We start from the raw sequence: 22,069 nt of genomic DNA, 5'->3' as shown, positions 1-22,069 counted from the left end.
TTTTGTATCATTATAGCTTAATTTGTTTTAATTCCGGTTTATAAAAAGCGGTTTTAATTCCAGTTTTCAAAAATTTAAAAAACTAAAAGTCATAAGTTGAAGTGAGATAGACAGAAATATTGTGCCTAAAATGAAGGGTGTATAAAGGGGTTTTAAAATAATCATTGGTTAAAAAAGGGATGCGTGCACCCAATTCTATCGCCCAATTCTTATACCTTGAAAAGCGGTAACGATACCCCACATTCAACATCACTTGAAACATGTAAGGGTGATAAACGCTTAAAGGATCTTTAGCCCACTTTTTAAAAATCTTTGTTTCATAAAACCAGGTTTCGCCCACGAAATTCATCCCTAAAATCAGCGTTCCAAAAGCGCGTTTTTATAAAAAGTCAGCTCCCGCGCCATAAAAAATAGCGTTAATAAAAGTCTCTTTTCTTTGCAACTTTTCTCTATAGCTTTTAGGGATCTGCGAACTCTCCCTCAAACTATCGCCTAATGCGCCTTTATTTTTAAGAAAAAAGCCATAAGCGTAATCCAAAGAAATATAAAAACGGAAACCATAGCGCTCTTTTTTAGGAAAAAATTGTTTATAGCCATAAATCAAACTGACTTCAGCAAAAGGAATGTCTCGGTATTTTGAATGGTTTTCAAATTTTTCCCTACTCTGTAGCCATGACATTTGCACCACGCTTGTGCCGTAATAATGGGAACTTTTGTCTGTGTTAAAAAGTTTTTTCTTGGGCTTTTTAGACTCAGCAAAACATGGAGAATGGGTCTTGCCCCTTAAACACTTCTTGGCTAAAAACCGCTGGTATCCTAGATCTTTTTCTTTGATGATGGTGTAAGTAACCAAATCATCAGCCCTTAAATACACGCTCAAAAAGAACGCTAAAACACCCCCTTTAAGCAGTTTGTTCAAGCGTTCTCTTCTGTGTATTTGTTTTTATCGGTTTCTTTTGCCTTTTAATTCTTTGGCGTCTTTTTGATAAGATTCTAAATTCTTTTGAGTGAGTTTTTTGTCTATTTCTTGCATGATATTTGCAAAAATCTTATTCAAAGCGCTCTTAATCGCATCATTAGAATTATCCGTTCCCTTAACCATAGTGCTAACTAACCCCCCGCTATGGCTTGAATGGGTGGTTTTTAAGAATTTTTCTTGGATGTCCAACTCGCTCAAATCCATCGTAAAAGAATCCAAAGATTCCCCACTCATAGGCTCTAGTATGGTAACCTTGACAAACCCGGCCGGGATTAAAACCCCTTCCATTTTATCCAAACCAGTGGAGAATAATAACCCGGGTTCTGATTTTTTCTGTATGGTCCTTTTAGGATCGGGGCGTAAAACAATTTCGCCATTCATAGCGACGGCCAAATACCCTTCTTTTTTTTGTGCAAAAGAAAAATCGTCTTTATCGCTGCTATCTACATTAATAACCTTATAGCCCTGATTTTGCAAAATCTGTTCAACCTTGAGTGCAGTTTGATTCTTGAATTTGTTTTCATACTCTTTAGCGATATTATCGCTGTATTGAAAAGCTGGCCTTAAAAGCAAAATCTTTTCATCTAACGCTTGAACTTTCTCGCTAGCTGGATGGTAATTCAATTTCAAAGCGACTTCATTGGTTTCAATAATATGCGGGCTGCATCCCACTAATAAAGCCGCCACGCTCGCGCCTAAAAGGCATTTTTTCCATGCAAAATCTTTAAAATGATTATTTGCTTTCATCGTTCTATCCTTGATTGTAATATTTTAGACTTCTATAACAACAAACCCGAAGCAACCAACACGCTTTTGTTGTCAAAATGTTATTCTACCCTATTATTAGTCTTTTTCTATTTTTTAGCGTTATAATCCCCACTTTTGCCTCCACTTTTATGCTCCAGCATCACACCGCTAATTGTCATGCTCTTATCAATGGCTTTCACCATGTCATAAATGGTTAAAAGCCCTATGCTCACACTCATTAGCGCTTCCATTTCTACGCCCGTTTTAGCTTGAGTTTTGACTCTCGCATAGAGTTTAAAACTACAAGTCTCTTTTTCTTCTAAAATATCAATATCCACCCCATTGAGCATGATTGAATGGCACATGGGAATGAGCTCGCTTGTCTTTTTAGCCCCCATAATCCCAGCAATAATAGCGGTCTGTAACACCGGACCCTTTTTGACGCAATGATTAACAATAGCGTCATAAGCCTCTTTATTCATGCTGATACGACCGCTTGCTAAAGCGATTCTTTCAGTGGTTTCCTTATCCCCTATATCCACCATTTTAGGCTGATTTTCTTCATTCAAATGAGTGAGTGGCATTTTTTACCTCATTGTTTGGGGCGAAACGCTTGAATGTTTTTTTCATTCACTTGCATATAATTTCCTAAAATCAAATCCACGCAATAAGGAATCGCTGGAAAAACCGCCTCTAAGCATTCTCTAATACTTTTTGGCTTACCAGGGAGATTGACAATCAAACTCTTATTCCTAATACCAGCGCTTTGGCGCGACAGGATCGCTGTAGGCACGTATTTTAAACTAGTCATCCGCATAAGCTCTCCAAAACCAGGAAGCATTTTTTGGCACACTTTTTCTGTGGCTTCTGGGGTTATATCTCTTAAAGCAGGGCCTGTGCCTCCTGTAGTAACGACTAGATCGCATTGGTATTCATCGCACATTTTAATCAGCGATTTTTCAATCAAATCCCTTTCATCAGCGACAATTTCGTAATGGAATTCTAAAGGATTGAGCAGGTATTCGCTCAACACTTCTTGTATCGCTTTCCCGCTTAAATCTTCATAAATCCCTTTTGACGCTCTATCGCTCGCGCTCAAAACGCCTATATGAATCGTTTGCATTTTAACTCCTTTTTAAGCTAAAAGCCCACTCCCTTTTAAAAGGTGGCTTCTTTCTTTAGTGTAGACGCGTTGATTATGAATTAAATCGTATTTCCAAATAGGGGCGTTATGCTTAAAATCTTCAATAAAATCTTCGTATAGTTCTAAGGCGTTTTTTCTATTCTTTCCCATTAAAACGCATAAAAATGAGCTTTGTCCTATCAAAACATCGCCCAAGCTGTGCGCCATTTTTAACACCACGCCCAAATCTTTGGCTTTATGGTGCCATTTTTCAAACCAAGTCTTTAACAACGCTTCATGAATATCAAAACTCAAGCCTTGAATATTTTCCTCTCCTCTCACAATCCCAACAAACACACAAAACGCTCCAAAGTTTTTCGCGCAAGCTTCCTCTTGATAGGCTTTTAAAAGCTCGCTAGTATCTAATGCCCCTTGAATGATTTTTAACACCTAGCCCCCACAAACCGGTGGCAACAAACTTACCACATCGCCATCTTTTAAAGGCACATCTAAATTGTCTATCAAATGATCATTAAGGGCTATCGCGCAAACGCCCAACCACTCTTTTAAGCCCTCTTTTTCTTGTAAAATCGCTCTTAATTCTTTCAAATCATTCGCTTTGATGAAAAAATTTTCTTCTTTTATGGGTCCAAAAAATCGCACTTCTACCATCATTTACCCTTATATTGAATCTTTTAAAGCATGATTTTAAAATATTTTCAAAATCTCTTTAAAGCGTTCATGGTTTCTACAACAAATGCCCCATTTTGAGCTTTTTGACTTCCAAATACCCTTGATTGTGTTCATTAGCGCACACGATCAAACTCTCTCTTGTTACTTCAGCGTATTTTTCTAAAGCGGCGATTTTTTTAGGGTTATTCGTGAGTAAGCGCATTTTTTTAATATGGTAATATTCTAAAATCTCACCCGCAACACTATAATCCCTTTCATCGTCTTTAAACCCTATCATTTCATTGGCTTGAATGGTATCATAGCCTTTATCTTGCAAAGCGTAGGCATTGACTTTATTAAATAGCCCTATCCCACGCCCTTCTTGGCGCAAATAAATCACTAGCCCCCCTTCTTTAGAAATCCTTTCTAACGCCATTTGCAACGCCCCCCCGCAATCGCATTTTTGAGAGCCTAGAGCATCACCCGTTAAGCATTCTGAATGCAAACGCACTAAGGGGTTTTGAGAAAAATTAGGGGTGAAAATGACTAAATGATCTTTAGAGCCATTAGAACCCTTTTCTCTAAAACATTGGATATAAAACTCCCCAAATTGAGTGGGTAATTTGGCTTGGTTAGAGACTTCTAATCGTTTCAAGGATACTCCTAAAATTAGTTTTAAAACGCGTCTTTTAAAAAAAGTATTCTATCAAAACTCTTTATAATTTTCTTAAATTTTAAGCTCTTAAAATTTGTAGGTCAAATTCAAACCATTGTGGCTTAAGCTGGAACGGATTTCATGTTTATTATAAATCCCTAAAGCTTCCCCAAGCCCTAAATCCCTAATGATAAAACCGATAGGATCCATAAGAGCGATAACCAAACGCCCTAAAAATAAAGAGCCAAAAAGCTTGCCTTCGTTGCGCTGGATATAGCGCGTGAGCTGATAAAACCCTTCCCCTAAAATGGAGCCTAATAAAGGGGTGATCACTAAATCCTGCCAGCTAGGCACTTCCACAAACGCTTCCAAGCCATATTCCCAAAAAAGCGTGGAAGTGATAAAAGAAAAAAACGCTGATGCCATCCAGCCAAACCCAGCCATGCGCGGTTGCATATAATACATAGCCCCAAAATAAGGGTGCAAAATTTCATTAAAAATAAAACTATCGTTGTCTAGTTTTGGCCCCATGCGGACATTTTCAAACCAACTTTTGATCCCAAACTTTTCTCTATCCCAATTCGTTACGCTCTCTGGCATGAGATACAACCCTACAATCCCTATCACCAACGACACGCCCAAAATCCCTATGCTCGTGCCTAAATATTTCCAACGGCTGTTTGGGGCATAAGGGATCGTGTTGCTCTTTTTAAACTTCTTTTTAAAGTGTTGCCAAATAAGATTTTTAGGGCTTCGTCTGAGCGTTTCTTCTAATTGAATGCTGTTAGCGTTTAAAAAACTACAGCCCAACCCCCAAATAATAACGCAAACTACCCAAATCTTTTGGAAGGTTTTTAGGAATATTTTTAATAATATTTTTAGGAATGTTTTTAATGAAATCAGCATAAACTCTATTATTACTTTCATCAGGTTGCAAACTTTATTGCTTGACTTAAAAAGAGTTTATTATACCTTAAAAACATTACAACACATTCAATAAAACTTAACAAGCCTCTTAAAGGCTAATCGTTTCTACAAGCTTAAGCCCAAACCCACTCAAAGCCTGATACTGCCTGTCTTCAGAAGAGCTTAAAAGCCTGAAATCCTTTATCCCCAAATTTTTTAACACTAACGCTCCGATCCCAAAATCTTTAACGATATTGTTTTCTTTGGAATGCGTGTTCATAAAGATCAAATAACCCCCTTCGCGCTTTAAATATTCTAAAGCCTTAAAAAACGCTTCAAACGCACCAGTCGTCAAAAAATCAAAATCCTCTTTGATAGGGTGGAAACGCACTAAAGGGGCTAAATCATGGGTTTTTGCGCCTTTAAACTTAAAAGCGTAATGGTTTTTTTGCTGGTGGTCTAAAAAAGTGTAGCATTGCGTTTGGTGTTTTAAAAATTCCCTTTCTTCTTGGCAAAACATTTTCAGCAAACTTTCATTTTCCAAACGATAGCTAATCAAATCAGAGACATAAAGGGTTTTAAGGTTGTGTTTAAGGGCGAAATCGCTCAAAAATTTATCCCCTCTCCTCGCCATAGAGCCGTCTTCTTTCATGATTTCACAAATCACGCTCACGGGCTTTAATCCAGCTAATTTGCACAAATCCACGCTCGCTTCCGTATGGCCCGTGCGCGCTAACACGCCCCCGTCTTTTGCGATTAAAGGGAAAATATGCCCTGGGCGCACAAAATCGCTCGGTTTGGTGGTGTCTTTACACAATAATTCAATCGTCAAATGCCTTTCAAAAGCAGAAATCCCGGTTTTGGCTTCTTTAGCGTCAATGGAAACCGTGAAAGCGGTCTCATGGTTAGAATCATTCACGCTAACCATAGGAGGCAATTCAAATTTTTTCGCTAAATCTTTGGTCAAAGACACGCAAATCAACCCCCTAGCGTGCGTGGCCATGAAATTGATTTTCTCAGGGGTAGAAAAAATCCCAGCTAAAACCAAATCCCCCTCATTTTCTCTGTCTTCATCGTCCATAACAATAAGCATTTCGCCATTTTTATACGCTTCTAAAGCTTCAGTAACTCGTTTTAAGATCATTCTAACTCCCTAAGTTTCATTCCCCCTAGTCTCATCCAATTAAAAATTAATTGAGATTGTGAAAAAAGAAATATAGCATGTTTAATAACGATTATTACTTGATTATTGATCAGGAAAAAATGATTTCAAAATATTCCATTGTTTAATTGCACCCTTATGCAAAGAACGGCCAATCCTGATGCTTAAAGGTAGTTTTTTAGGCCTTTGTTTTTCTGTGTTGGAGTTTTGAGCGTTCATCTCATCGCAAGCGATCGCAAATTCTTCTAACACATAGCTTTTGACCCCATGCCAATAATGCCTATCCATCACGCAATCTATAGGCATCACCCATTCTTTCGCGCTGTATTTCAATAATTTTTGCGCAGCTTTGGGGGTTAAAACATACCCTTGAGTGCCAATGCCATCTTTAAAATTTAAGATTTGAGAAACCCCTCTAATGGGAGTTTTTTGTTTAGCCACATTTTCTTCTAAATGCATCAAACGGATATAGCCTAATTCGTTGATGTGTTTATCACAAAACTCCAGGCTCTCTTTAAAACGCTCTTTTAAAACAATATCGTCTTCTAAAATACAGATCGCTTCATTGAGCTCTATGCATTTTTGCCACAACGAATAATGGCTCGCATAGCACCCAAGCTCCCCAAACCCCATCCTCTTCCCGCAATGCTTGAGCGCGTAAAAGAAATTTTTGAACGCGCAAGGGGGGTGTTTTTCATTCTTACAAAAAGCTAATAAATCTTCAATCACAAAAGAAGGGTGCAAATGCTCTAAAATCAAGGGGTGTAATTGAGTGGGAGAGATTTTAGAATAGATCGCATCAAAAATTTCATAAGAGATCCCTTGAAGTTTAAGGCTCTCTAAAAGGGGGGTTATATGAGTTTCTTTTAAAGAAAAATTGTGACAGGTTTTGGGGCTTAAATGAATAATAAAAACACGCATGTTAGCCTTAATTCTTAATAGAAATAAAATCAATATTAAACAGACTTACATTCTAGCGCAAATTTTAGTAAAATACGCACCATGTTAGATGATATTCCTATTACCATTCAAAAAAGTAAAAAAATCAAAACCCTAAGCTTGAATATCACGCCCTCTTTAGAAGTGATTCTAAAAATGCCTGATTCTTGCCCTCAAGCTAGGGCGAGTGCTTTTTTAAAAGAGCAAGAAGCTTGGCTAAAAAAAACCCTTTTAGCGATGCAAGAAAAATACTCCCTTTTACACTCGCGCCTAAACACTTATAAGGATAAAATCCTTGTGTTTGATGAGGTGAAAAACGCCAACGATTACACCCTAACAGATCTTAAAAAAATCTTAAAAACTTATTTGGAGCGAAAACTCCCCTTAATCGCTCAAAAAATGCAAACTTCATACACCCATTTCAGCATTAGAAATAACGCTAAAGTTTTAGGGAGCTGCTCTTATCATAACCGCTTGAGTTTTGCTTTATTACTGATTTGCGCCCAAAAAGAAGCGATTGATTATGTCATTATCCATGAGCTCGCCCACACAATCCACAAAAACCATTCTCAAAATTTCTGGCGTTGCGTAAAAACCTTTTGCCCTAATTACCGCGCTCTAAGAGAGCATTTAAAACAAAAAGTTGTTTTTTATACCCAATTGCTTAAGCAACTACAACCCTAAAGATTAAGCCTTAAAAATGATAGCTCACATACGCTGTGATGCTTCTAGGAGGGGCGGCTTCTTTCCCGTTAGGGCTAGTGCCTATCCCACTAAACCAATATTTCATGTTAAAAATGTTATTGATTTGCAAGCTCGCATGAACGCTTTGATTTTTGCGTTCCCATAAAACGCTAGAAATTTGCAAATTCCACACCCAATACCACGGCGTCATGCCCGCTGTTTTGGTGGTGATAGCCCCATTTTTAATCGTGGGTGCGTATTGAATGAAAGGCACGGTGTTTAACACATCTGTATAAGCGCAGCTAAAAAAGAAAGAACTCAACCCAATCGTGGTTTTGGCGTAAGTGTAGCTCGCGTCTAAAATGAATTGGTGCGGGCTTACAAAAGGGAGCTTTTTTCCAAAAATATCTTTTTTAGGCCCTTTAGGATTAGCAGGGTTAGTAACCATCGTGTGGCTTGTGATATTAGCATCTATAAAAGTGTAAGCCGCATGGAGATTAAGCCCTCTAATTGGCGTGTAATACAACTCTAACTCCACGCCTTGCGACCTCGCATTGACCGGCTCTTTATTATCCCCATAGCGCCCGGTAAAATAATTATTCGCAAAAATCACAAAATAATTCGCGTTAAAACTCACTTGATTGTTAAAAAAATATCTTGAACCGCCCTCCATGACATTAAAGATTTGAAAATAATCCGTGCTTGTGCCTACAAAACTACCGATATTGCTGAATTGGGGCGGAATGTAGCTTCTTTGGTAATTGAAATAAAACAGCAATTCCTTAATGGGTTTATAGCCGACATTTACTGCCGGATTCCATTGGTTGTAACGATCTTTAATGGTTTTTGGGACTTGACCTTCTTTAAAAGGGGGAGCGTCTTTTTTTTCGTAATTTAAAAAGTGTATCTCAAGCCCGGCGTGATCGTTAGCATGCCGTCATTGAAATTGATTTCATCGCTGGCATACACAGCAGTATAATTGTTGAAATTATTGAGTGAAGTTCCTGCATCAAACCCACTGCAATTATTAGGCATGCTAGGGTTTTTCCTGGTAGTGGATCGGCGGTATAAATCTTCGGTTAAAAACCGCATTCCCATGTTAAAAGTTTGCTTGATTTTACCGGTATTGACAACGAGATTGAGTTTTGGTTCAAAAGTATTCACCACGAAGCGGCGGATATTATCAAAAAACTGCCAGCAAGGGCTATTCGTGTCGCTATAAGAATACAAACCGCAATTAGGGTTAGTCGCGCTAATTTCCCCCTTGCCTTTAAAGGGTAAAATCTTGTTTTGACTGCTCATATACACGCTTTGGTATTGGTTGGAAAACCCAAAATCCCTACTCATGTCATGCGTGAAATAAGTGAATTTAAAATCGCCCCCCACTTTCCTATCCGGATCGCCAAAGTAGTTTTGATACACGATCCCAAAGCGCTTGGCCCGCCCTCCATCTTGATTGTCAGGGCGCTCGTTGATGAAGCGGTTATAGGCGTAATCTTGCGCACTCAAAGTGCCTGGATGGTAAGAATTGTATTGATAATACTGGTAATAAGCTTTAAAAGTATTGGTCGCATTGATCTTATAAATCGCATCCAACAAGTAGTTTTGCACCTTTGTGGGGCTATTTTGCCTGAAACCTTGCCCGTTAATCCAATTGCCCTGCATGCTAATTCCTACATGCTTACCCAACATCCCGGCCGTTCGCCCATAAGTGTTAAACAGCATTTGGTTTCCTAAAGTTTGGGCTAAGGGCTTGCCTTTTTCTTTGGGATCGACAAAATTCCCATTAGAGGAGCGCCCCCAAAAAGTGATCCTTTCAGCCGCTTGATTTTCCCACTCTTTTGGGATTTCTTTAGTGATGACATTCACTACGCCTCCAAAAGTGTTGGGGCCGTATTGGACGCTCGTTCCCCCCTTAATCACATCAATCCTATCCACTGACTGGAAAGTTACAGGGAAAATCGCCAGTTCAATATTGGAATACGGCGCGCCATAAATGGGGATACCATTGACTAAAATCATGCCCGTATTGCTATGCCCGTTACCGCCCCCACCAAAACCGCGTACCGAAATTTTAGGCAGCACGCCTGTGCCTGTAGCGTCTCTGATTTGAATCCCTGGCACGTTTTGCAAAGCGTTTTCAATATTCAAATTACCCGTTTTTTTGAGTTCTTTGTTGGAAATCACCGTGCGAGAGCTTGTGGAATTACGCACTTCTTCGCTTTGCCATGAAAGCGGGGCACTGGAACTGAATTTTTGCTCAGTGGTTGTAACTTTTTTTAAAAAATGGTGCTTATCTTTCGCACTCATAAAAGAACTAAAAGTCCAAAAAGTCAAAGTGTATAACGCTAAAAAATACGGGGTTTTTACTCTCAAATAACCATTCATTATGATAACCTTTCTCATTTAAATCAAACCGGTGTATATTATAAAAATAATTATTATAATTAACTTAAATTTTGAAGTTTGATTTTATTGATTTACAATTGGTTATCAAAACGATTTGAAAAAGGTTTTTAGTGTTTTTTTAATAGCTGCTAAGCGTTTTTTAAAACAGAATGTTATGGGGTTTTAGAATGCGTTATTTATCTATTTGACGAAGAAACCATTACAACCGCTATCGCAAAACCAGCGTCATGACTGATGCTCGCGCTCAAGCTTTGGATATTAAAATAATCCATTTTTTCTTTGGAAAGGGTGATTAAGGGGGCGTTTTTAGGGCTTTTAGAGATTCGTATATCCAAAAAGCTCAATTCCTTGCCAATGCCCACTTGAAGGGCTTTAGAGCAAGCCTCTTTAAGCGCGAAAAACCCGGCGATGCTGCTGGATTTATCCTTGCATAAAACAATCTCACTTGGCGATAAAAAACGCTCTAAAAACCTCATTTTAAAGCGTTTCACGCACTTTTCTACCCTAGCAATAGAGACAATATCTATGCCAATCATTTAAAATTATTGAATAATGAAATCAGTGAAAAAGACATTTTTAATAAAGCCATCGATCAAAAACGAATTCAAATGGCTCTTAATTTCATCTTTAAGCTTGTTTTTGCCTTTATTAGTAACCACTTCTTCCACGCTTTTAGACGACAGAATCTCTATAATCGTGTCTTTAATCGCTGTGTCCTTAACCTTGACTTCATTCAAAAGCTTTTCATTACTCAATTCTAACGAAATAGAAGCCTTAAGGTAGCGTCGGCCATTTTGAGAGACCAAATTCACCGCAAAAGGTGCATCAATCGCATACAAAGGCCCAAGCACCAAATATTGCTGGATATTAGAGCCTTCTTTGGCCTCTTGATTCTTGTTCGCCATAGGATTAGCTTGAACTTCTTGGGTGTTTTTAGAAGCGTTTTCTTTAGATTCTTCCTTATTCCCCATAAGCAGCATGATAATCACCCCTACTAATAAAAGCATCACTAACACGCTTCCAATAATGACAAATAAAAGGGCTTTGCTTTTTTTTGGGGGTTGTTGCGCGGTATTTTCTTGTTCTTCTGCCATGCCTATTCCTATTGAAAATAAGTTAAAGTGGTTTTCCCGAATTTTTTCTGTTTGATTATAGCTAAAGTTGCAAGACTTTTAGGCATTTCATGCAGGCTTTCATGCTCAAAAACCGCTAAAAGATTTTTTGGGTTAGAGCGTTTCAATAACCTTTCTAAAGCGTGAAAACACTTTTCATAAATCCCTAAAAACCCGCTTGTTTCAAAAGGAGGATCAAAGTAAAGGATATTCAAAACGCCATTTTTTAAATATAGTGCGGGCAAAAGCTTGAAAGCGTCATCTAAAAAGGTTTGGATTTCAATTTCCTTTTTCAGGCGGTTTTTAAAAAGAGAAATGTTTTCTAAAAGCGTAGCATAAGCGTTTTTATTTTGCTCAAAAAACACCGCGCTTTTAGCCCCCCTACTCAAAGCCTCTAAACCCATAGAAGCGCTGCCTGAAAACACTTCTATAAAATGCGCTCCTATAATTTCTGCTTGCAAGGTGTTAAAAAACGACTCTCTTACAATCGCTTTCGTGGGGCGCGTGCTAGAAATGTTAGGCAAATTCAAGCCCAATCCCTTACAAGCCCCCCCAATAATCTTAAATTTTTTTACTGGCTGATGATTTGGCATAATTTTTGGGTGTATTCTTCTAGCAATTGCTGGATCTTTTGCTCTTTAGAAAATGGGATTTCTTCGCAAGGTTTTTCGCTCGTCTTTAAAGCGTGATAAAAATTTTTTATATCTTCTTTCACGCTCTGTTTAGTGAAAGGCTTTCTTAAGCGCTCTTCTATAAAGCATAGGGGCTTATTAATCTCTAGCGTTTCATCATCGCTTAAAACAAAGTCGCAAACTTCCATAGGAGAGAGACAACCGCTCAAATAAAATTCCAAACTCCTTTGGATCAACAAAGACTTGCAAGAAAGAAAAATTTTCAAAAAACCCCTTTTATCCCATCAATAGAGTTAAATTGTTTCAAATTATAGCAATTCTTTCTTTTAAGCACCAATACTAAATAAATTCAAAAAGTGTTTCATTTTGTAAAAAAGAAAAAAAGAATGTTAAAAATAAAGCTCAAATAACATCGTTTTTTTTTTTTTTGTATAATGCTCGGCGAAGGTAAGAGCGAAAGGCGTATTATATTCCTTCCTTCTTTACTATAACTTAGCATTTTAATCAACTTTTTCATTAAAATGTCCTGACGCTCTTACCTTGATTTGAGAAAGCAAGTTAGCCTCTCTCAACTTTTCACACAAACTGATCTTGAAAGCGTAGTGTTTAATAGTATAATACTTAATATCCTAAAAATCCACGATACCAATCCCCCCTTTAAAAAGACGCAAACTCTTTATTATTTAGGTTGTAAAAATGCTTTTAATTTACATTTTTTTCACCAACTCTAACGCTTTGAAACGCTCCCCCAAACCCCCAGGGCTAATTAGGGGCTTGATTTTAGCCGCTTCTTTTAAATACCTTTCATAACCCACGCTCTTTGAAAATGTTTCTAACAATCCCATAAGCCCCATATCCAATAAAGCGTTAGCCTGCGATTTAAAGAATGAAAATTGCGCGTGGTGTTTCTCAAACAAAAAGCGCACCAAAGAAAAATTGACATCATAAGTCAAATCGCTTTGCTGATACAAAGAAGCCAGATGGTTTAAAATATCCTTAAAATCTAATACTTGGTGGTTTTTAAAAGCCCTTAAATGCATGTCTTTTCTCTCTATTTTATCGCCATAATCAAAGCTCAAAAACACCCAAGAAGGAGCCTCATTTAATTTCTCTAACAAATCCTTAATAAAAGCCTCTAAAAATAACGGCGCACACCCTTGTTTTAAATTCAAATTTTTAAGAAGTTCTTTAGTGGGTTCATCAATACCACCCCAAACGCCCTGATGATCATGGGTGATAAAAAGCATTTTGTTATCTTTAATGATCTCGCAAGCGAACGCGTCAAACAATTCATTAGAGACAACAAACGCGCTTTCATGCCCCTTGAAATCTAGATCTTTCAGATCGCAGATCATCAGTTCCAATTGCGTGGCTTGTTTGAAAATAGTTCGTTGGAGTTTTTGCAATTCCTTTAAAGGCTCGCAGCTGACAAACTCGCATTGTTCCATTACGCCCACGCTCAAAGCGTTTAAAAAACTGGCTATATCGCTCAAAAAATGCCCATGATGAGAGCCAATTTCTACAATTTTTAAAGGCAAAAATAATTTTTCTTCTTCTAAAAGCTTAATGATATAAAACGCCATAGCACCTCCAAAAAACTTACTCAAAGACACCGAAGTGTAAAAATCCCCTTTTGGACCGATTAGCGCCTTTCTGTAATACCCCTTTTCTCCATAAAGCCACTCTTGCATGTAATTCCCAAACGAACGCACGATTTTCCTTTCATTCAAACTCATCTCAACCAACAATAAGAGAAGCGCTATTCTAGTCAAAATCGCCTTATTTTTGCGCTATGATATTCAATAATAAAGACTTTTTAAGCTAGTTTAGTAGGGAGTTAGTAGTGTGGAAATTTTAAGGCGAGAATGCGGGGCGGTGGAAGAAAACGCTTATATTGTGAAGCTTTCTAGTGGGATAGATTTTATCATCGATCCCGGATTTTCTAGCAGCGAATGGGTGTTAGAAAACGCCAAAAACCCTAAGGCGATTTTAATCACGCATGGGCATTATGATCATGTATGGGATAGCGTTCAATTGTCAAAAACCCTTAAAAACACCCCCATTTACGCCCCAAAAGACGATGTGTTCATGCTAGAAAATGATATTTTTCATTTGGGCATGCCGGTTTTTAGCCCCAATTTTAGCGTGCCTTGCAATAAGGGTTGCACCACTTTAGAGATAGCAAACACTACCATTAAATACTGGCATTTTCCCGGACACACGCCCGGTTGTTCTATCATAGAAATAGAAGGGGTGATTTTTAGCGGGGATTTTATTTTTTATCGCAGCATTGGCCGTTACGATTTCCCTTATTCTAATGAAAAAGACATGAGAGAGTCCCTGTTAAGGTTTCAAAATTTAGATTTCCCTAAAGACATAGAGATTTATCCAGGGCATGGGGATAAGACAAGTTTTTTTGCTGAAAGAGAGCATTCTAAAATTTGGGTTTCAAGGATGGCTTAATTGTTAAGCCGGCTAGAAAAAGAGCGTTATTTGCGCCACATCATGCTAGAAGATGTGGGCGAAGAAGGCCAATTGAAGCTTTTAAAATCTAGCGTTTTAGTCATTGGGGCTGGGGGTCTTGGATCGGCGGCTTTGATGTATTTGTGCGCTGCTGGGGTAGGAAAAATAGGTATTGTAGATTTTGATGTGCTAGATATGAGTAATTTGCAACGCCAAATTATCCATTCACAGGATTTTTTAAACCAACCTAAAGCCTCTAGCGCGAAAGCACGCTTAAAACAACTCAATGCCGGTATTGAAATAGAGGCTTTTGAAGAACGCTTTAAGGCTCATAACGCTCTTTCTCTCATAGAACCTTACGATTTTATCATAGACGCTACAGACAATTTCAACGCTAAATTTTTGATCAATGACGCTTGCGTGTTAGCCCAAAAACCCTATTCGCATGCCGGGGTTTTAAAATACAGGGGGCAAAGCATGAGCGTTTTACCCCATAGCGCATGCTTAGCGTGTGTTTTTGATAAGCCTCCTAAAAAGGGATTAAATCCTATTTCAGGGCTTTTTGGGGTCTTACCCGGAGTTTTAGGGTGTATCCAAGCGAGCGAATGCCTTAAATATTTTTTAGGGTTTGAAACTTTACTTATAAATACTTTACTTATAGCCGATATTAAAACGATGGATTTTAAAAAAATTCAAGCACCCAAAAACCCTGAATGTAGGGTTTGTGGCACGCATAAAATCACGCATTTACAAGATTATGAAATTTAGATTAAGGGGTAAGTTTTGGATTTATCAACCATACTAGGCTTGGTATTGGCGGTCGCTTCTATTTCTCTAGGCGATATTTTAGAAGATGGCAACCCGTTGCACATTATCCATTTGAGTTCAGTCATCATCATCGTGCCCACTTCGCTTTTTGCCGCTATGACAGGCACGCATGCTCGTTACGTGAAAGCCGCTTACAAAGAGATAAAAATTGTTTTTTTAAACCCTAAAATCAATTTGAACGAAACCATCAAAAATTTAGTGGAATTAGCCACTTTAGCCAGAAAAGATGGGGTGTTGAGTTTGGAGGGGCGAGTGGCGCAAATTGAAGACGATTTCACCCGTAATGGTTTGTCTATGATCATAGATGGCAAGGATCTCAAATCCGTTAAGGAAAGCTTAGAAATCAGCATTGAAGAAATGGAAGAGTATTACCACGGCGCCGCTCATTATTGGGAAACAGCCGGCGAGACCGCTCCTACTATGGGGTTAGTGGGGGCGGTTATGGGGCTTATGTTAGCCTTGCAAAAACTGGACAACCCGGCTGAAATGGCAGCAGGGATCGCTGGGGCTTTTACGGCTACTGTTACAGGGATTATGTGTTCTTATGCGATTTTTGGCCCTTTTGGGCATAAGCTCAAGGCTAAGTCTAAAGACATTATCAAAGAAAAAACCGTTCTTTTAGAGGGGATTTTAGGCATCGCTAATGGGGAAAACCCAAGGGATTTAGAAAACAAACTCTTAAACTACATCGCTCCCGGTGAGCCTAAAAAATCCCAATTTGAGGGCTAAAGATGGCTAAGAAAAACAAACCCACCGAATGCCCCGCCGGCGAAAAATGGGCGGTTCCTTATGCGGACTTTTTGTCGTTGTTGCTTGCGCTTTTTATCGCTCTTTATGCCATTTCAGCGGTCAATAAATCCAAAGTGGAAGCCTTAAAAACCGAATTTATTAAGATTTTTAATTACGCTCCCAAGCCAGAGGCGATGCAGCCGGTTTTAGTGATCCCCCCTGATTCAGGGAAAGAAGAAGAGCAAATGGCGAGCGAAAGCTCCAAACCGGCTTCACAAAATACCGAAACAAAAGCCACTATCGCTCGCAAAGGCGAAGGCAGTGTTTTAGAGCAAATTGATCAAGGCTCTATCTTAAAGCTCCCCTCTAATTTGTTGTTTGAAAACGCCACTTCAGATACTATCAATCAAGACATGATGCTTTATGTTGAACGGATCGCTAAAATCATTCAAAAACTCCCTAAAAGGGTGCATATCAATGTGAGGGGTTTTACAGATGATACGCCTTTAGACAAGACTCGTTTTAAAAGCCATTATGAATTAGCCGCCAATCGTGCTTATAGGGTGATGAAAGTCCTTATGCAATACGGCGTAAATCCTAACCAATTGTCTTTTTCTTCTTACGGATCCACAAACCCTATCGCGCCTAATGATTCCCTAGAAAACAGAATGAAAAACAATCGTGTGGAAATCTTTTTTTCAACCGATGCGAACGATTTGAGTAAGATCCATTCTATTTTAGATGAAGAATTCAATCCCCACAAACAGCAAGAATGAATCACATGAAACCAATTTTTTTGTTAATCTTTTTGTTGTTAGCGAGCCTTGTTGCTAGAGACAAGGACACTTCTTCAAACCTTTTTGATTTGATTGATAAGGGGATCAACAGAGAACAAGAATTAAAAGAGCAGGAGCAAAAAACGCGCTTAAAACTGGCTCAAAGCCCTTTAGTGGCTTTAGAGATTGTCCCCCAAGAAACGCCCTATTTAGAATGGCAAGGGGCTAGGGAGTCGTATTATTTAAAGGTGAGCGCTGTAGTGGAGAGCGTGGTTATTTTAAAAATTGACATCAATCAAGGGCGTTCTTGCTCGCTCTACCCCACGCCTAAAAGCGTTTCTTTAGTGAGGAATCAAAGCGTAGCCTATGAAATTTTATGCGAAAACCAGCCACTATGGATAGAAGTGAGCACCAATTTAGGCAAACGCACCTTTCAGTTTTAACTTATAACTAGCATTAAAGAATGCCTTTAGCGTTTTAAAACCCCTTTATTCAAATAAGTTTGGTTATAATGCTAATCATGGGCGTTTTTAAACAATTGATCAAAGAATTGTATGAATGGTTGCTCCATTCTATAGATGTGGCTACGCAGCATTTAGTTGCCGTAGTGTTAAAAATAAGCGTGGTAAAATATTTGATACAAGAATTTCATGATCGCTTCATTTATTTTATAGACTTGATCGCACAGCATTTTATCATCGTTGCGCTTTCTGGTTTTCTCGTGCTGGTGTTTGGGGTTTTGATTGGGGTTTTTGTGTTTTATAACTCAAAGGCTAGGGCATTCTTGCTCCCTGTGGTGAATTTCCTCTACACCATCCCATCGCTTGCGTTATTCGCTTTATTCATTCCTGTGATTGGGGTGGGGTTAAAAAACGCGCTTTTAGTGTTGGTCTTATACGGCTTATTGCCTATTGTCCATAGCACTTATAACGCTTTAAAAGAGGTGAGAGAAGAGGTGATTAAGGCCGCTATTGGGCTAGGGTGTAACCCAAAAGAATTGTTTTTTAGGGTGCGATTCTTGCTCGCTATCCCCCAAATTTTGGTGGGCTTAAGGATTGCGGTGGTGATGTTAGTAGCGATGGCTGGGATTGGGGCGCTCATTGGGGCTGGAGGCTTAGGGCAGGCGATTTTTAGAGGGCTAAACACACAAAACACCACGCTTTTAGTGGCGGGTAGTTTGATTATTGCTCTTTTTAGTGTTTTAGCGGATAAATTTGTGAGCGTCTTTCAGCATGAAAACGCTTTGCAACGCCTATTTTCTCAAAACGCCACCAAAAAACAAAAAAGAAGAGTTTATACTAATTTAGCGGTGTTTCTTTTTTTATTGCTAGCGAGCGCTTTATGGCTCATTCCTAGAAACGCTATAAAAGAAAAGCCCTTAGTCGTAGCGACAAAACCTAGCAGCGAGCAGTATATTTTGGGCGAAATTTTAAGCCTTTTATTAGAAAAACACCATATCCCTATCAAGCGAGCGTTTGGCATTGGTGGGGGGACGATGAATATCCATCCGGCATTAATTAGGGGCGATTTTGATTTGTATGTGGAATATACCGGCACCGCTTGGGTGAACACGCTCAAAAACCCTTTGACTCAAAAAGTGGATTTTGAAACGATTAAAAAGCGTTATGAGAAGGAATTTAATCTTTTATGGGTGGGGCTTTTGGGCTTTAATAACACCTATTCCTTAGCGATTTCTAAAGAAGACGCTCAAAAATACGCAATTGAAACTTTCAGCGATTTAGCCTTTCATAGCCCAAATTTTGATTTTGGAGCGGAGTTTGACTTTTTTGAAAGAGAGGACGCTTTTAAGGGCTTAATGAAAGCTTACCGCTTTCGTTTTAGAAGTTTGCATGAAATGGATATTAATTTGTGCTATAAGAGTTTTGAATCCCATAAGATCAACGCTTTAGATGTCTTCACTACAGACGCTCAAATCAAAGAGCTGGATTTAAAGGTGCTTAAGGACGATAAAGGGTTTTTCCCCAACTATCAAGCCGGTATTGTTATGAAAAAAGAAGTGGTAAAAAAGTATCCGGAAGCCTTAAAAATCTTAGAAAAATTGAATGCAAAAATTAGCGATGAGGTGATGCAAGATTTAAACTATCAGGTGGATGTGTTGAAAAAAAGCCCTAAAATCGTAGCTAAAGATTTTTTAGAAAGCTTGGGGTTATAAGCATGAAAGAAATCGTTGCAATAGAGAATGTGTCTTTTAACTACCACAATCGCGCTGTTTTTAAGGATTTCAATTTAAGCATTGAAAAAGGGGATTTTTTATGCGTTTTAGGGGAGAGCGGGAGCGGTAAAAGCACGCTTTTAGGCTTGATTTTAGGGCTTTTAAAACCCAGTCTGGGGAGCGTTAAAATCTTTAATGAGACCCTTTCAAACAACGCTTTTTTACGCCAAAAAATAGGCTATATCGCTCAAGGCAATTCCTTATTCCCCCATTTAAACGCCATGCAAAACATGACCTTTTGCCTTAATCTGCAAGGCATGGACAAAAAGGCCATCCAAAAAGAAGCCAAAGCCTTAGCGTTAAAAATGGGGTTAGAGGAGAGCCTTATGGATAAATTCCCCAATGAATTGAGTGGGGGGCAAGCCCAAAGAGTGGGCATTATTAGGGGGATTATCCACAGGCCAGAACTCATTTTATTAGACGAGCCTTTTAGCGCTTTAGATAGTTTTAATCGTAAGAATTTGCAAGATCTCATCAAAGAAATACACCAAAATTCTTGCGCTACTTTCATTATGGTAACGCATGATGAGAGCGAGGCTCAAAAGTTAGCCACAAAAACCCTAGAAATCAAAGCCCTTAAACAAGAGCAATAATTTTAAGGCTGATTTAAAAATTCTGGCGTGGTGTTGTTGGCGGGCGTTTGCATAGAAGAATTAGAGCTGTTTGAAGTTTTTTTAGCGGGTTTTTCATTGAATGGGGGGGCTTTATAGCCGCAAGCTTGAATCGTTATTGCTACAAGCGTTAAAAAGCATGTTAAGATCAGTTTATGGAACAAAATATTTTCTCCTTACTCATTCAAAAAAAGTCTTATAAAAAGCTTGAAACTCTTTTGAAACTCAAAAAGCTTAAGGTTTTTATGCCTTTAAGTTTACAAGAAAATTTGCTTTTTATCTTCATAAAAGACTCTAAATTGCTTTTTGCGTTTAAAGATCTTTGGGCTTCTAAAGAATTTAACCAACGATTCGCTAAAGAAATCAGCCATTTTTTAAACACGCAAGGGCATGCTTATGGGTTTGATGAATTTAGCACCTTAGAAATTTTAGGTTATGTGCCTAAAGATTCCTTAGAAAAAGCCAATTTTTATGCCCCTATTAAAAAACAAGCCCGTTTTTTTCGCCCTAGCGCTTTAGGGTTGTTCCATAACCCCATTAAAGACGCTCGTTTGCATGAATGTTTTGAAAAAGCGCGCGCTTTGATCCACTACCAACGAAGTCTTTTTGAGAAGTGAATGACTGATTTATTGTCCAGTTTGAAAAACCTTCCTGATAGCAGTGGTGTGTATCAATATTTTGATAAAAACCGCCAATTACTCTATATCGGTAAGGCGAAAAACTTAAAAAAGCGCATCAAAAGCTATTTTTCTGTCCGTAATAATGAAATCACGCCCAATCCTCGCATAAGCTTACGCATCCAAATGATGGTCAAACAAATCGCTTTTTTAGAAACCATTTTAGTGGAAAACGAGCAAGACGCTTTGATTTTAGAAAATTCTTTGATCAAGCAGCTCAAGCCTAAATACAATATTCTTTTAAGAGACGATAAAACTTACCCTTATATTTACATGGATTTTTCCACTGATTTCCCTATCCCTTTAATCACACGAAAAATTTTAAAACAGCCTGGCGTTAAACATTTTGGCCCTTTTACGAGCGGGGCTAAGGATATTTTGGACAGCTTGTATGAATTGCTCCCGTTGGTTCAAAAGAAAAATTGCATCAAGGATAAAAAGGCATGCATGTTTTATCAAATAGAGCGTTGCAAAGCCCCATGCGAGGATAAAATCACCAAAGAAGAGTATTTAAAAATCGCTAAAGAATGTTTAGAAATGATTGAAAATAAAGACAGGCTCATCAAAGAGCTTGAATTGAAAATGGAGCGCCTTTCTAGTAACTTGCGTTTTGAAGAAGCCCTAATTTACAGGGATAGGATAGCTAAAATCCAAAAAATCGCCCCCTTCACTTGCATGGATTTGGCCAAACTCTACGATTTGGATATTTTTGCTTTTTATGGCACAAGCAATAAGGCGGTGTTAGTGAAAATGTTTATGCGTGGAGGTAAAATCATTTCTTCAGCGTTTGAAAAAATCCACTCCCTTAATGGGTTTGACACTGATGAGGCGATGAAACAAGCCATTATCAATCATTACCAATCGCATTTGCCTTTGATGCCTGAACAAATTCTATTGAGCGCTTGCTCTAATGAGACGCTTAAAGAATTGCAAGAATTTATCTCTCATCAATATTCTAAAAAAATCGCTCTTAGCATTCCTAAAAAAGGCGATAAGCTCGCTTTAATAGAAATCGCTATGAAAAACGCTCAAGAGATTTTTAGCCAGGAAAAAACCTCTAATGAAGATCTGATTTTAGAAGAAGCGCGATCGCTTTTCAATTTAGAGTGCGTGCCTTATAGGGTGGAAATCTTTGACACAAGCCACCATTCAAACAGCCAATGCGTGGGGGGAATGGTCGTGTATGAAAATCATGCATTCCAAAAAAACTCTTATCGGCGCTACCATTTAAAAGGCTCTAACGAATACGATCAAATGAGCGAATTGCTCACTAGAAGGGCTTTAGACTTTGCTAAAGAGCCACCGCCTAATTTGTGGGTGATTGATGGAGGGAGGGCGCAATTAAACATCGCTTTAGAAATTTTAAAAAGCAGCGGGAGTTTTGTAGAAGTGATCGCCATTTCTAAAGAAAAAAGGGATTCTAAGGCTTATCGTTCTAAAGGGGGCACTAAAGACATTATCCATACGCCCAGCAATACTTTTAAATTGCTCCCTAGCGACAAACGCTTGCAGTGGGTGCAAAAATTGCGCGATGAAAGCCACCGGTATGCGATAAACTTCCACAGATCCACTAAACTTAAAAACATGAAACAAATCGCTCTTTTAAAAGAAAAGGGCATAGGAGAAGCCAGCGTGAAAAAATTATTGGATTATTTTGGGAGTTTTGAAGCGATAGAAAAAGCGAGCGATCAGGAAAAAAACGCCGTTTTAAAAAAACGAATTTAAAGGAAAA

General features: G+C 38.5%; 26 protein-coding genes and 2 pseudogenes. 10 read left to right on the top strand and 18 right to left on the bottom strand.

Annotation, left to right across the window (positions count from 1 at the left end; all coding sequences use genetic code 11):
• Positions 1 to 82: 82 nt before the first annotated feature.
• The 11 genes and pseudogenes from FIM66_RS05685 to FIM66_RS05640 form a co-directional block, all read right to left on the bottom strand.
• Positions 83 to 919: pseudogene (locus FIM66_RS05685) on the bottom strand (outer membrane protein).
• 24 nt (positions 920 to 943) lie between these two features.
• Entirely contained in the window at positions 944 to 1,726 is a 783-nt protein-coding gene (gene hpaA, locus FIM66_RS05680; RefSeq protein ID WP_000646641.1) for a flagellar sheath lipoprotein HpaA, read from the bottom strand.
• Between the two features lie 107 nt (positions 1,727 to 1,833).
• Complete coding sequence (moaC, locus tag FIM66_RS05675) at positions 1,834 to 2,310, bottom strand: cyclic pyranopterin monophosphate synthase MoaC (RefSeq protein WP_001131552.1); 477 nt, start codon at positions 2,308 to 2,310, stop codon at positions 1,834 to 1,836.
• 8 nt (positions 2,311 to 2,318) lie between these two features.
• Positions 2,319 to 2,849, bottom strand: coding sequence for a molybdopterin adenylyltransferase (gene mog, locus FIM66_RS05670; protein ID WP_001193319.1), 531 nt, complete (start codon positions 2,847 to 2,849; stop codon positions 2,319 to 2,321).
• Between the two features lie 12 nt (positions 2,850 to 2,861).
• The gene (locus FIM66_RS05665; RefSeq protein WP_140600186.1) at positions 2,862 to 3,299 is read right to left on the bottom strand and encodes a molybdopterin synthase catalytic subunit; all 438 of its coding nucleotides are present in this window, start codon (positions 3,297 to 3,299) and stop codon (positions 2,862 to 2,864) included.
• Entirely contained in the window at positions 3,300 to 3,521 is a 222-nt protein-coding gene (locus tag FIM66_RS05660) for a MoaD/ThiS family protein (protein ID WP_162969698.1), read from the bottom strand.
• Positions 3,522 to 3,597: 76 nt separating this feature from the next.
• Positions 3,598 to 4,176 carry a GTP cyclohydrolase II gene (ribA, locus tag FIM66_RS05655; protein ID WP_000825060.1) on the bottom strand — a complete coding sequence of 193 codons (579 nt, stop codon included), beginning with the start codon at positions 4,174 to 4,176 and terminating at the stop codon, positions 3,598 to 3,600.
• 87 nt (positions 4,177 to 4,263) lie between these two features.
• Entirely contained in the window at positions 4,264 to 4,986 is a 723-nt protein-coding gene (locus tag FIM66_RS05650; RefSeq protein WP_238699344.1) for a DUF3943 domain-containing protein, read from the bottom strand.
• A complete protein-coding gene (locus FIM66_RS08165) occupies positions 4,976 to 5,113 on the bottom strand; it encodes a hypothetical protein (RefSeq protein ID WP_238700922.1) in 138 nt (45 codons plus the stop codon). Before FIM66_RS08165 ends, FIM66_RS05650 begins: the two co-directional genes overlap by 11 nt.
• Positions 5,114 to 5,191: 78 nt before the next feature.
• Positions 5,192 to 6,226 (bottom strand): bifunctional 3,4-dihydroxy-2-butanone 4-phosphate synthase/GTP cyclohydrolase II, encoded by a 1,035-nt coding sequence (locus FIM66_RS05645; protein ID WP_140490272.1) that lies wholly within the window; start codon positions 6,224 to 6,226, stop codon positions 5,192 to 5,194.
• A gap of 102 nt (positions 6,227 to 6,328) precedes the next feature.
• Positions 6,329 to 7,165 carry a glycosyltransferase family 25 protein gene (locus FIM66_RS05640; RefSeq protein ID WP_140600185.1) on the bottom strand — a complete coding sequence of 279 codons (837 nt, stop codon included), beginning with the start codon at positions 7,163 to 7,165 and terminating at the stop codon, positions 6,329 to 6,331.
• Between the two features lie 81 nt (positions 7,166 to 7,246).
• Between FIM66_RS05640 and FIM66_RS05635 the strand changes: the two genes are divergently transcribed.
• A complete protein-coding gene (locus FIM66_RS05635) occupies positions 7,247 to 7,867 on the top strand; it encodes a M48 family metallopeptidase (protein WP_140600184.1) in 621 nt (206 codons plus the stop codon).
• Positions 7,868 to 7,877: 10 nt separating this feature from the next.
• Here FIM66_RS05635 and FIM66_RS05630 read toward each other — a convergent pair.
• The 6 genes and pseudogenes from FIM66_RS05630 to FIM66_RS05600 form a co-directional block, all read right to left on the bottom strand.
• A pseudogene (locus FIM66_RS05630) lies at positions 7,878 to 10,255 on the bottom strand (TonB-dependent receptor family protein).
• Between the two features lie 197 nt (positions 10,256 to 10,452).
• Entirely contained in the window at positions 10,453 to 10,812 is a 360-nt protein-coding gene (gene acpS, locus FIM66_RS05625; protein ID WP_108316535.1) for a holo-ACP synthase, read from the bottom strand.
• A gap of 6 nt (positions 10,813 to 10,818) precedes the next feature.
• Complete coding sequence (fliL, locus tag FIM66_RS05620; RefSeq protein ID WP_000797017.1) at positions 10,819 to 11,370, bottom strand: flagellar basal body-associated protein FliL; 552 nt, start codon at positions 11,368 to 11,370, stop codon at positions 10,819 to 10,821.
• 8 nt (positions 11,371 to 11,378) lie between these two features.
• A complete protein-coding gene (gene rsmD, locus FIM66_RS05615) occupies positions 11,379 to 11,981 on the bottom strand; it encodes a 16S rRNA (guanine(966)-N(2))-methyltransferase RsmD (RefSeq protein ID WP_140600183.1) in 603 nt (200 codons plus the stop codon).
• On the bottom strand, positions 11,960 to 12,286 hold the full coding sequence (locus tag FIM66_RS05610; RefSeq protein WP_140467466.1) for a dihydroneopterin aldolase: 327 nt from the start codon (positions 12,284 to 12,286) through the stop codon (positions 11,960 to 11,962). Before FIM66_RS05610 ends, rsmD begins: the two co-directional genes overlap by 22 nt.
• A gap of 441 nt (positions 12,287 to 12,727) precedes the next feature.
• On the bottom strand, positions 12,728 to 13,756 hold the full coding sequence (locus tag FIM66_RS05600; protein ID WP_194148712.1) for a class I SAM-dependent methyltransferase: 1,029 nt from the start codon (positions 13,754 to 13,756) through the stop codon (positions 12,728 to 12,730).
• Positions 13,757 to 13,865: 109 nt separating this feature from the next.
• Here FIM66_RS05600 and FIM66_RS05595 point away from each other — a divergent pair, with 109 nt between their 5' ends.
• The 7 genes from FIM66_RS05595 (at position 13,866) to egtV (ending at position 19,642) form a co-directional block, all read left to right on the top strand.
• Positions 13,866 to 14,483 carry an MBL fold metallo-hydrolase gene (locus FIM66_RS05595; RefSeq protein WP_140548809.1) on the top strand — a complete coding sequence of 206 codons (618 nt, stop codon included), beginning with the start codon at positions 13,866 to 13,868 and terminating at the stop codon, positions 14,481 to 14,483.
• Positions 14,484 to 15,251 (top strand): HesA/MoeB/ThiF family protein, encoded by a 768-nt coding sequence (locus FIM66_RS05590; protein ID WP_140600181.1) that lies wholly within the window; start codon positions 14,484 to 14,486, stop codon positions 15,249 to 15,251.
• A gap of 15 nt (positions 15,252 to 15,266) precedes the next feature.
• Positions 15,267 to 16,040, top strand: coding sequence for a flagellar motor stator protein MotA (motA, locus tag FIM66_RS05585; RefSeq protein WP_000366185.1), 774 nt, complete (start codon positions 15,267 to 15,269; stop codon positions 16,038 to 16,040).
• Between the two features lie 2 nt (positions 16,041 to 16,042).
• On the top strand, positions 16,043 to 16,816 hold the full coding sequence (gene motB, locus FIM66_RS05580; RefSeq protein WP_140600180.1) for a flagellar motor protein MotB: 774 nt from the start codon (positions 16,043 to 16,045) through the stop codon (positions 16,814 to 16,816).
• A 5-nt stretch (positions 16,817 to 16,821) separates the two neighbouring features.
• Positions 16,822 to 17,259 (top strand): hypothetical protein, encoded by a 438-nt coding sequence (locus FIM66_RS05575; RefSeq protein ID WP_194149263.1) that lies wholly within the window; start codon positions 16,822 to 16,824, stop codon positions 17,257 to 17,259.
• 68 nt (positions 17,260 to 17,327) lie between these two features.
• Positions 17,328 to 18,989, top strand: coding sequence for an ergothioneine transport permease/ergothioneine binding protein EgtU (gene egtU / locus FIM66_RS05570; protein WP_140600178.1), 1,662 nt, complete (start codon positions 17,328 to 17,330; stop codon positions 18,987 to 18,989).
• Between the two features lie 2 nt (positions 18,990 to 18,991).
• Positions 18,992 to 19,642 carry an ergothioneine transport ATP-binding protein EgtV gene (gene egtV, locus FIM66_RS05565; RefSeq protein WP_140600177.1) on the top strand — a complete coding sequence of 217 codons (651 nt, stop codon included), beginning with the start codon at positions 18,992 to 18,994 and terminating at the stop codon, positions 19,640 to 19,642.
• A gap of 2 nt (positions 19,643 to 19,644) precedes the next feature.
• On the opposite strand, the gene FIM66_RS05560 is transcribed toward egtV, so the two are convergent.
• The gene (locus FIM66_RS05560; RefSeq protein WP_031249628.1) at positions 19,645 to 19,824 is read right to left on the bottom strand and encodes a hypothetical protein; all 180 of its coding nucleotides are present in this window, start codon (positions 19,822 to 19,824) and stop codon (positions 19,645 to 19,647) included.
• Here FIM66_RS05560 and FIM66_RS05555 point away from each other — a divergent pair.
• Both FIM66_RS05555 and uvrC read left to right on the top strand, forming a co-directional pair.
• Positions 19,816 to 20,277 (top strand): hypothetical protein, encoded by a 462-nt coding sequence (locus FIM66_RS05555; RefSeq protein ID WP_140548797.1) that lies wholly within the window; start codon positions 19,816 to 19,818, stop codon positions 20,275 to 20,277. The two genes, FIM66_RS05560 and FIM66_RS05555, sit on opposite strands and share 9 nt — an antisense overlap.
• Positions 20,278 to 22,062, top strand: coding sequence for an excinuclease ABC subunit UvrC (uvrC, locus tag FIM66_RS05550; RefSeq protein WP_140600176.1), 1,785 nt, complete (start codon positions 20,278 to 20,280; stop codon positions 22,060 to 22,062).
• The last annotated feature ends 7 nt before the right edge of the window (positions 22,063 to 22,069 follow it).

The organism is Helicobacter pylori, assembly GCF_006439795.1.
GTDB classification, from domain to species: domain Bacteria; phylum Campylobacterota; class Campylobacteria; order Campylobacterales; family Helicobacteraceae; genus Helicobacter; species Helicobacter pylori_CR.
The sequence above is the reverse complement of the archived record's forward strand: the minus strand, read 5'-3'. Positions and strand labels throughout refer to the sequence as shown.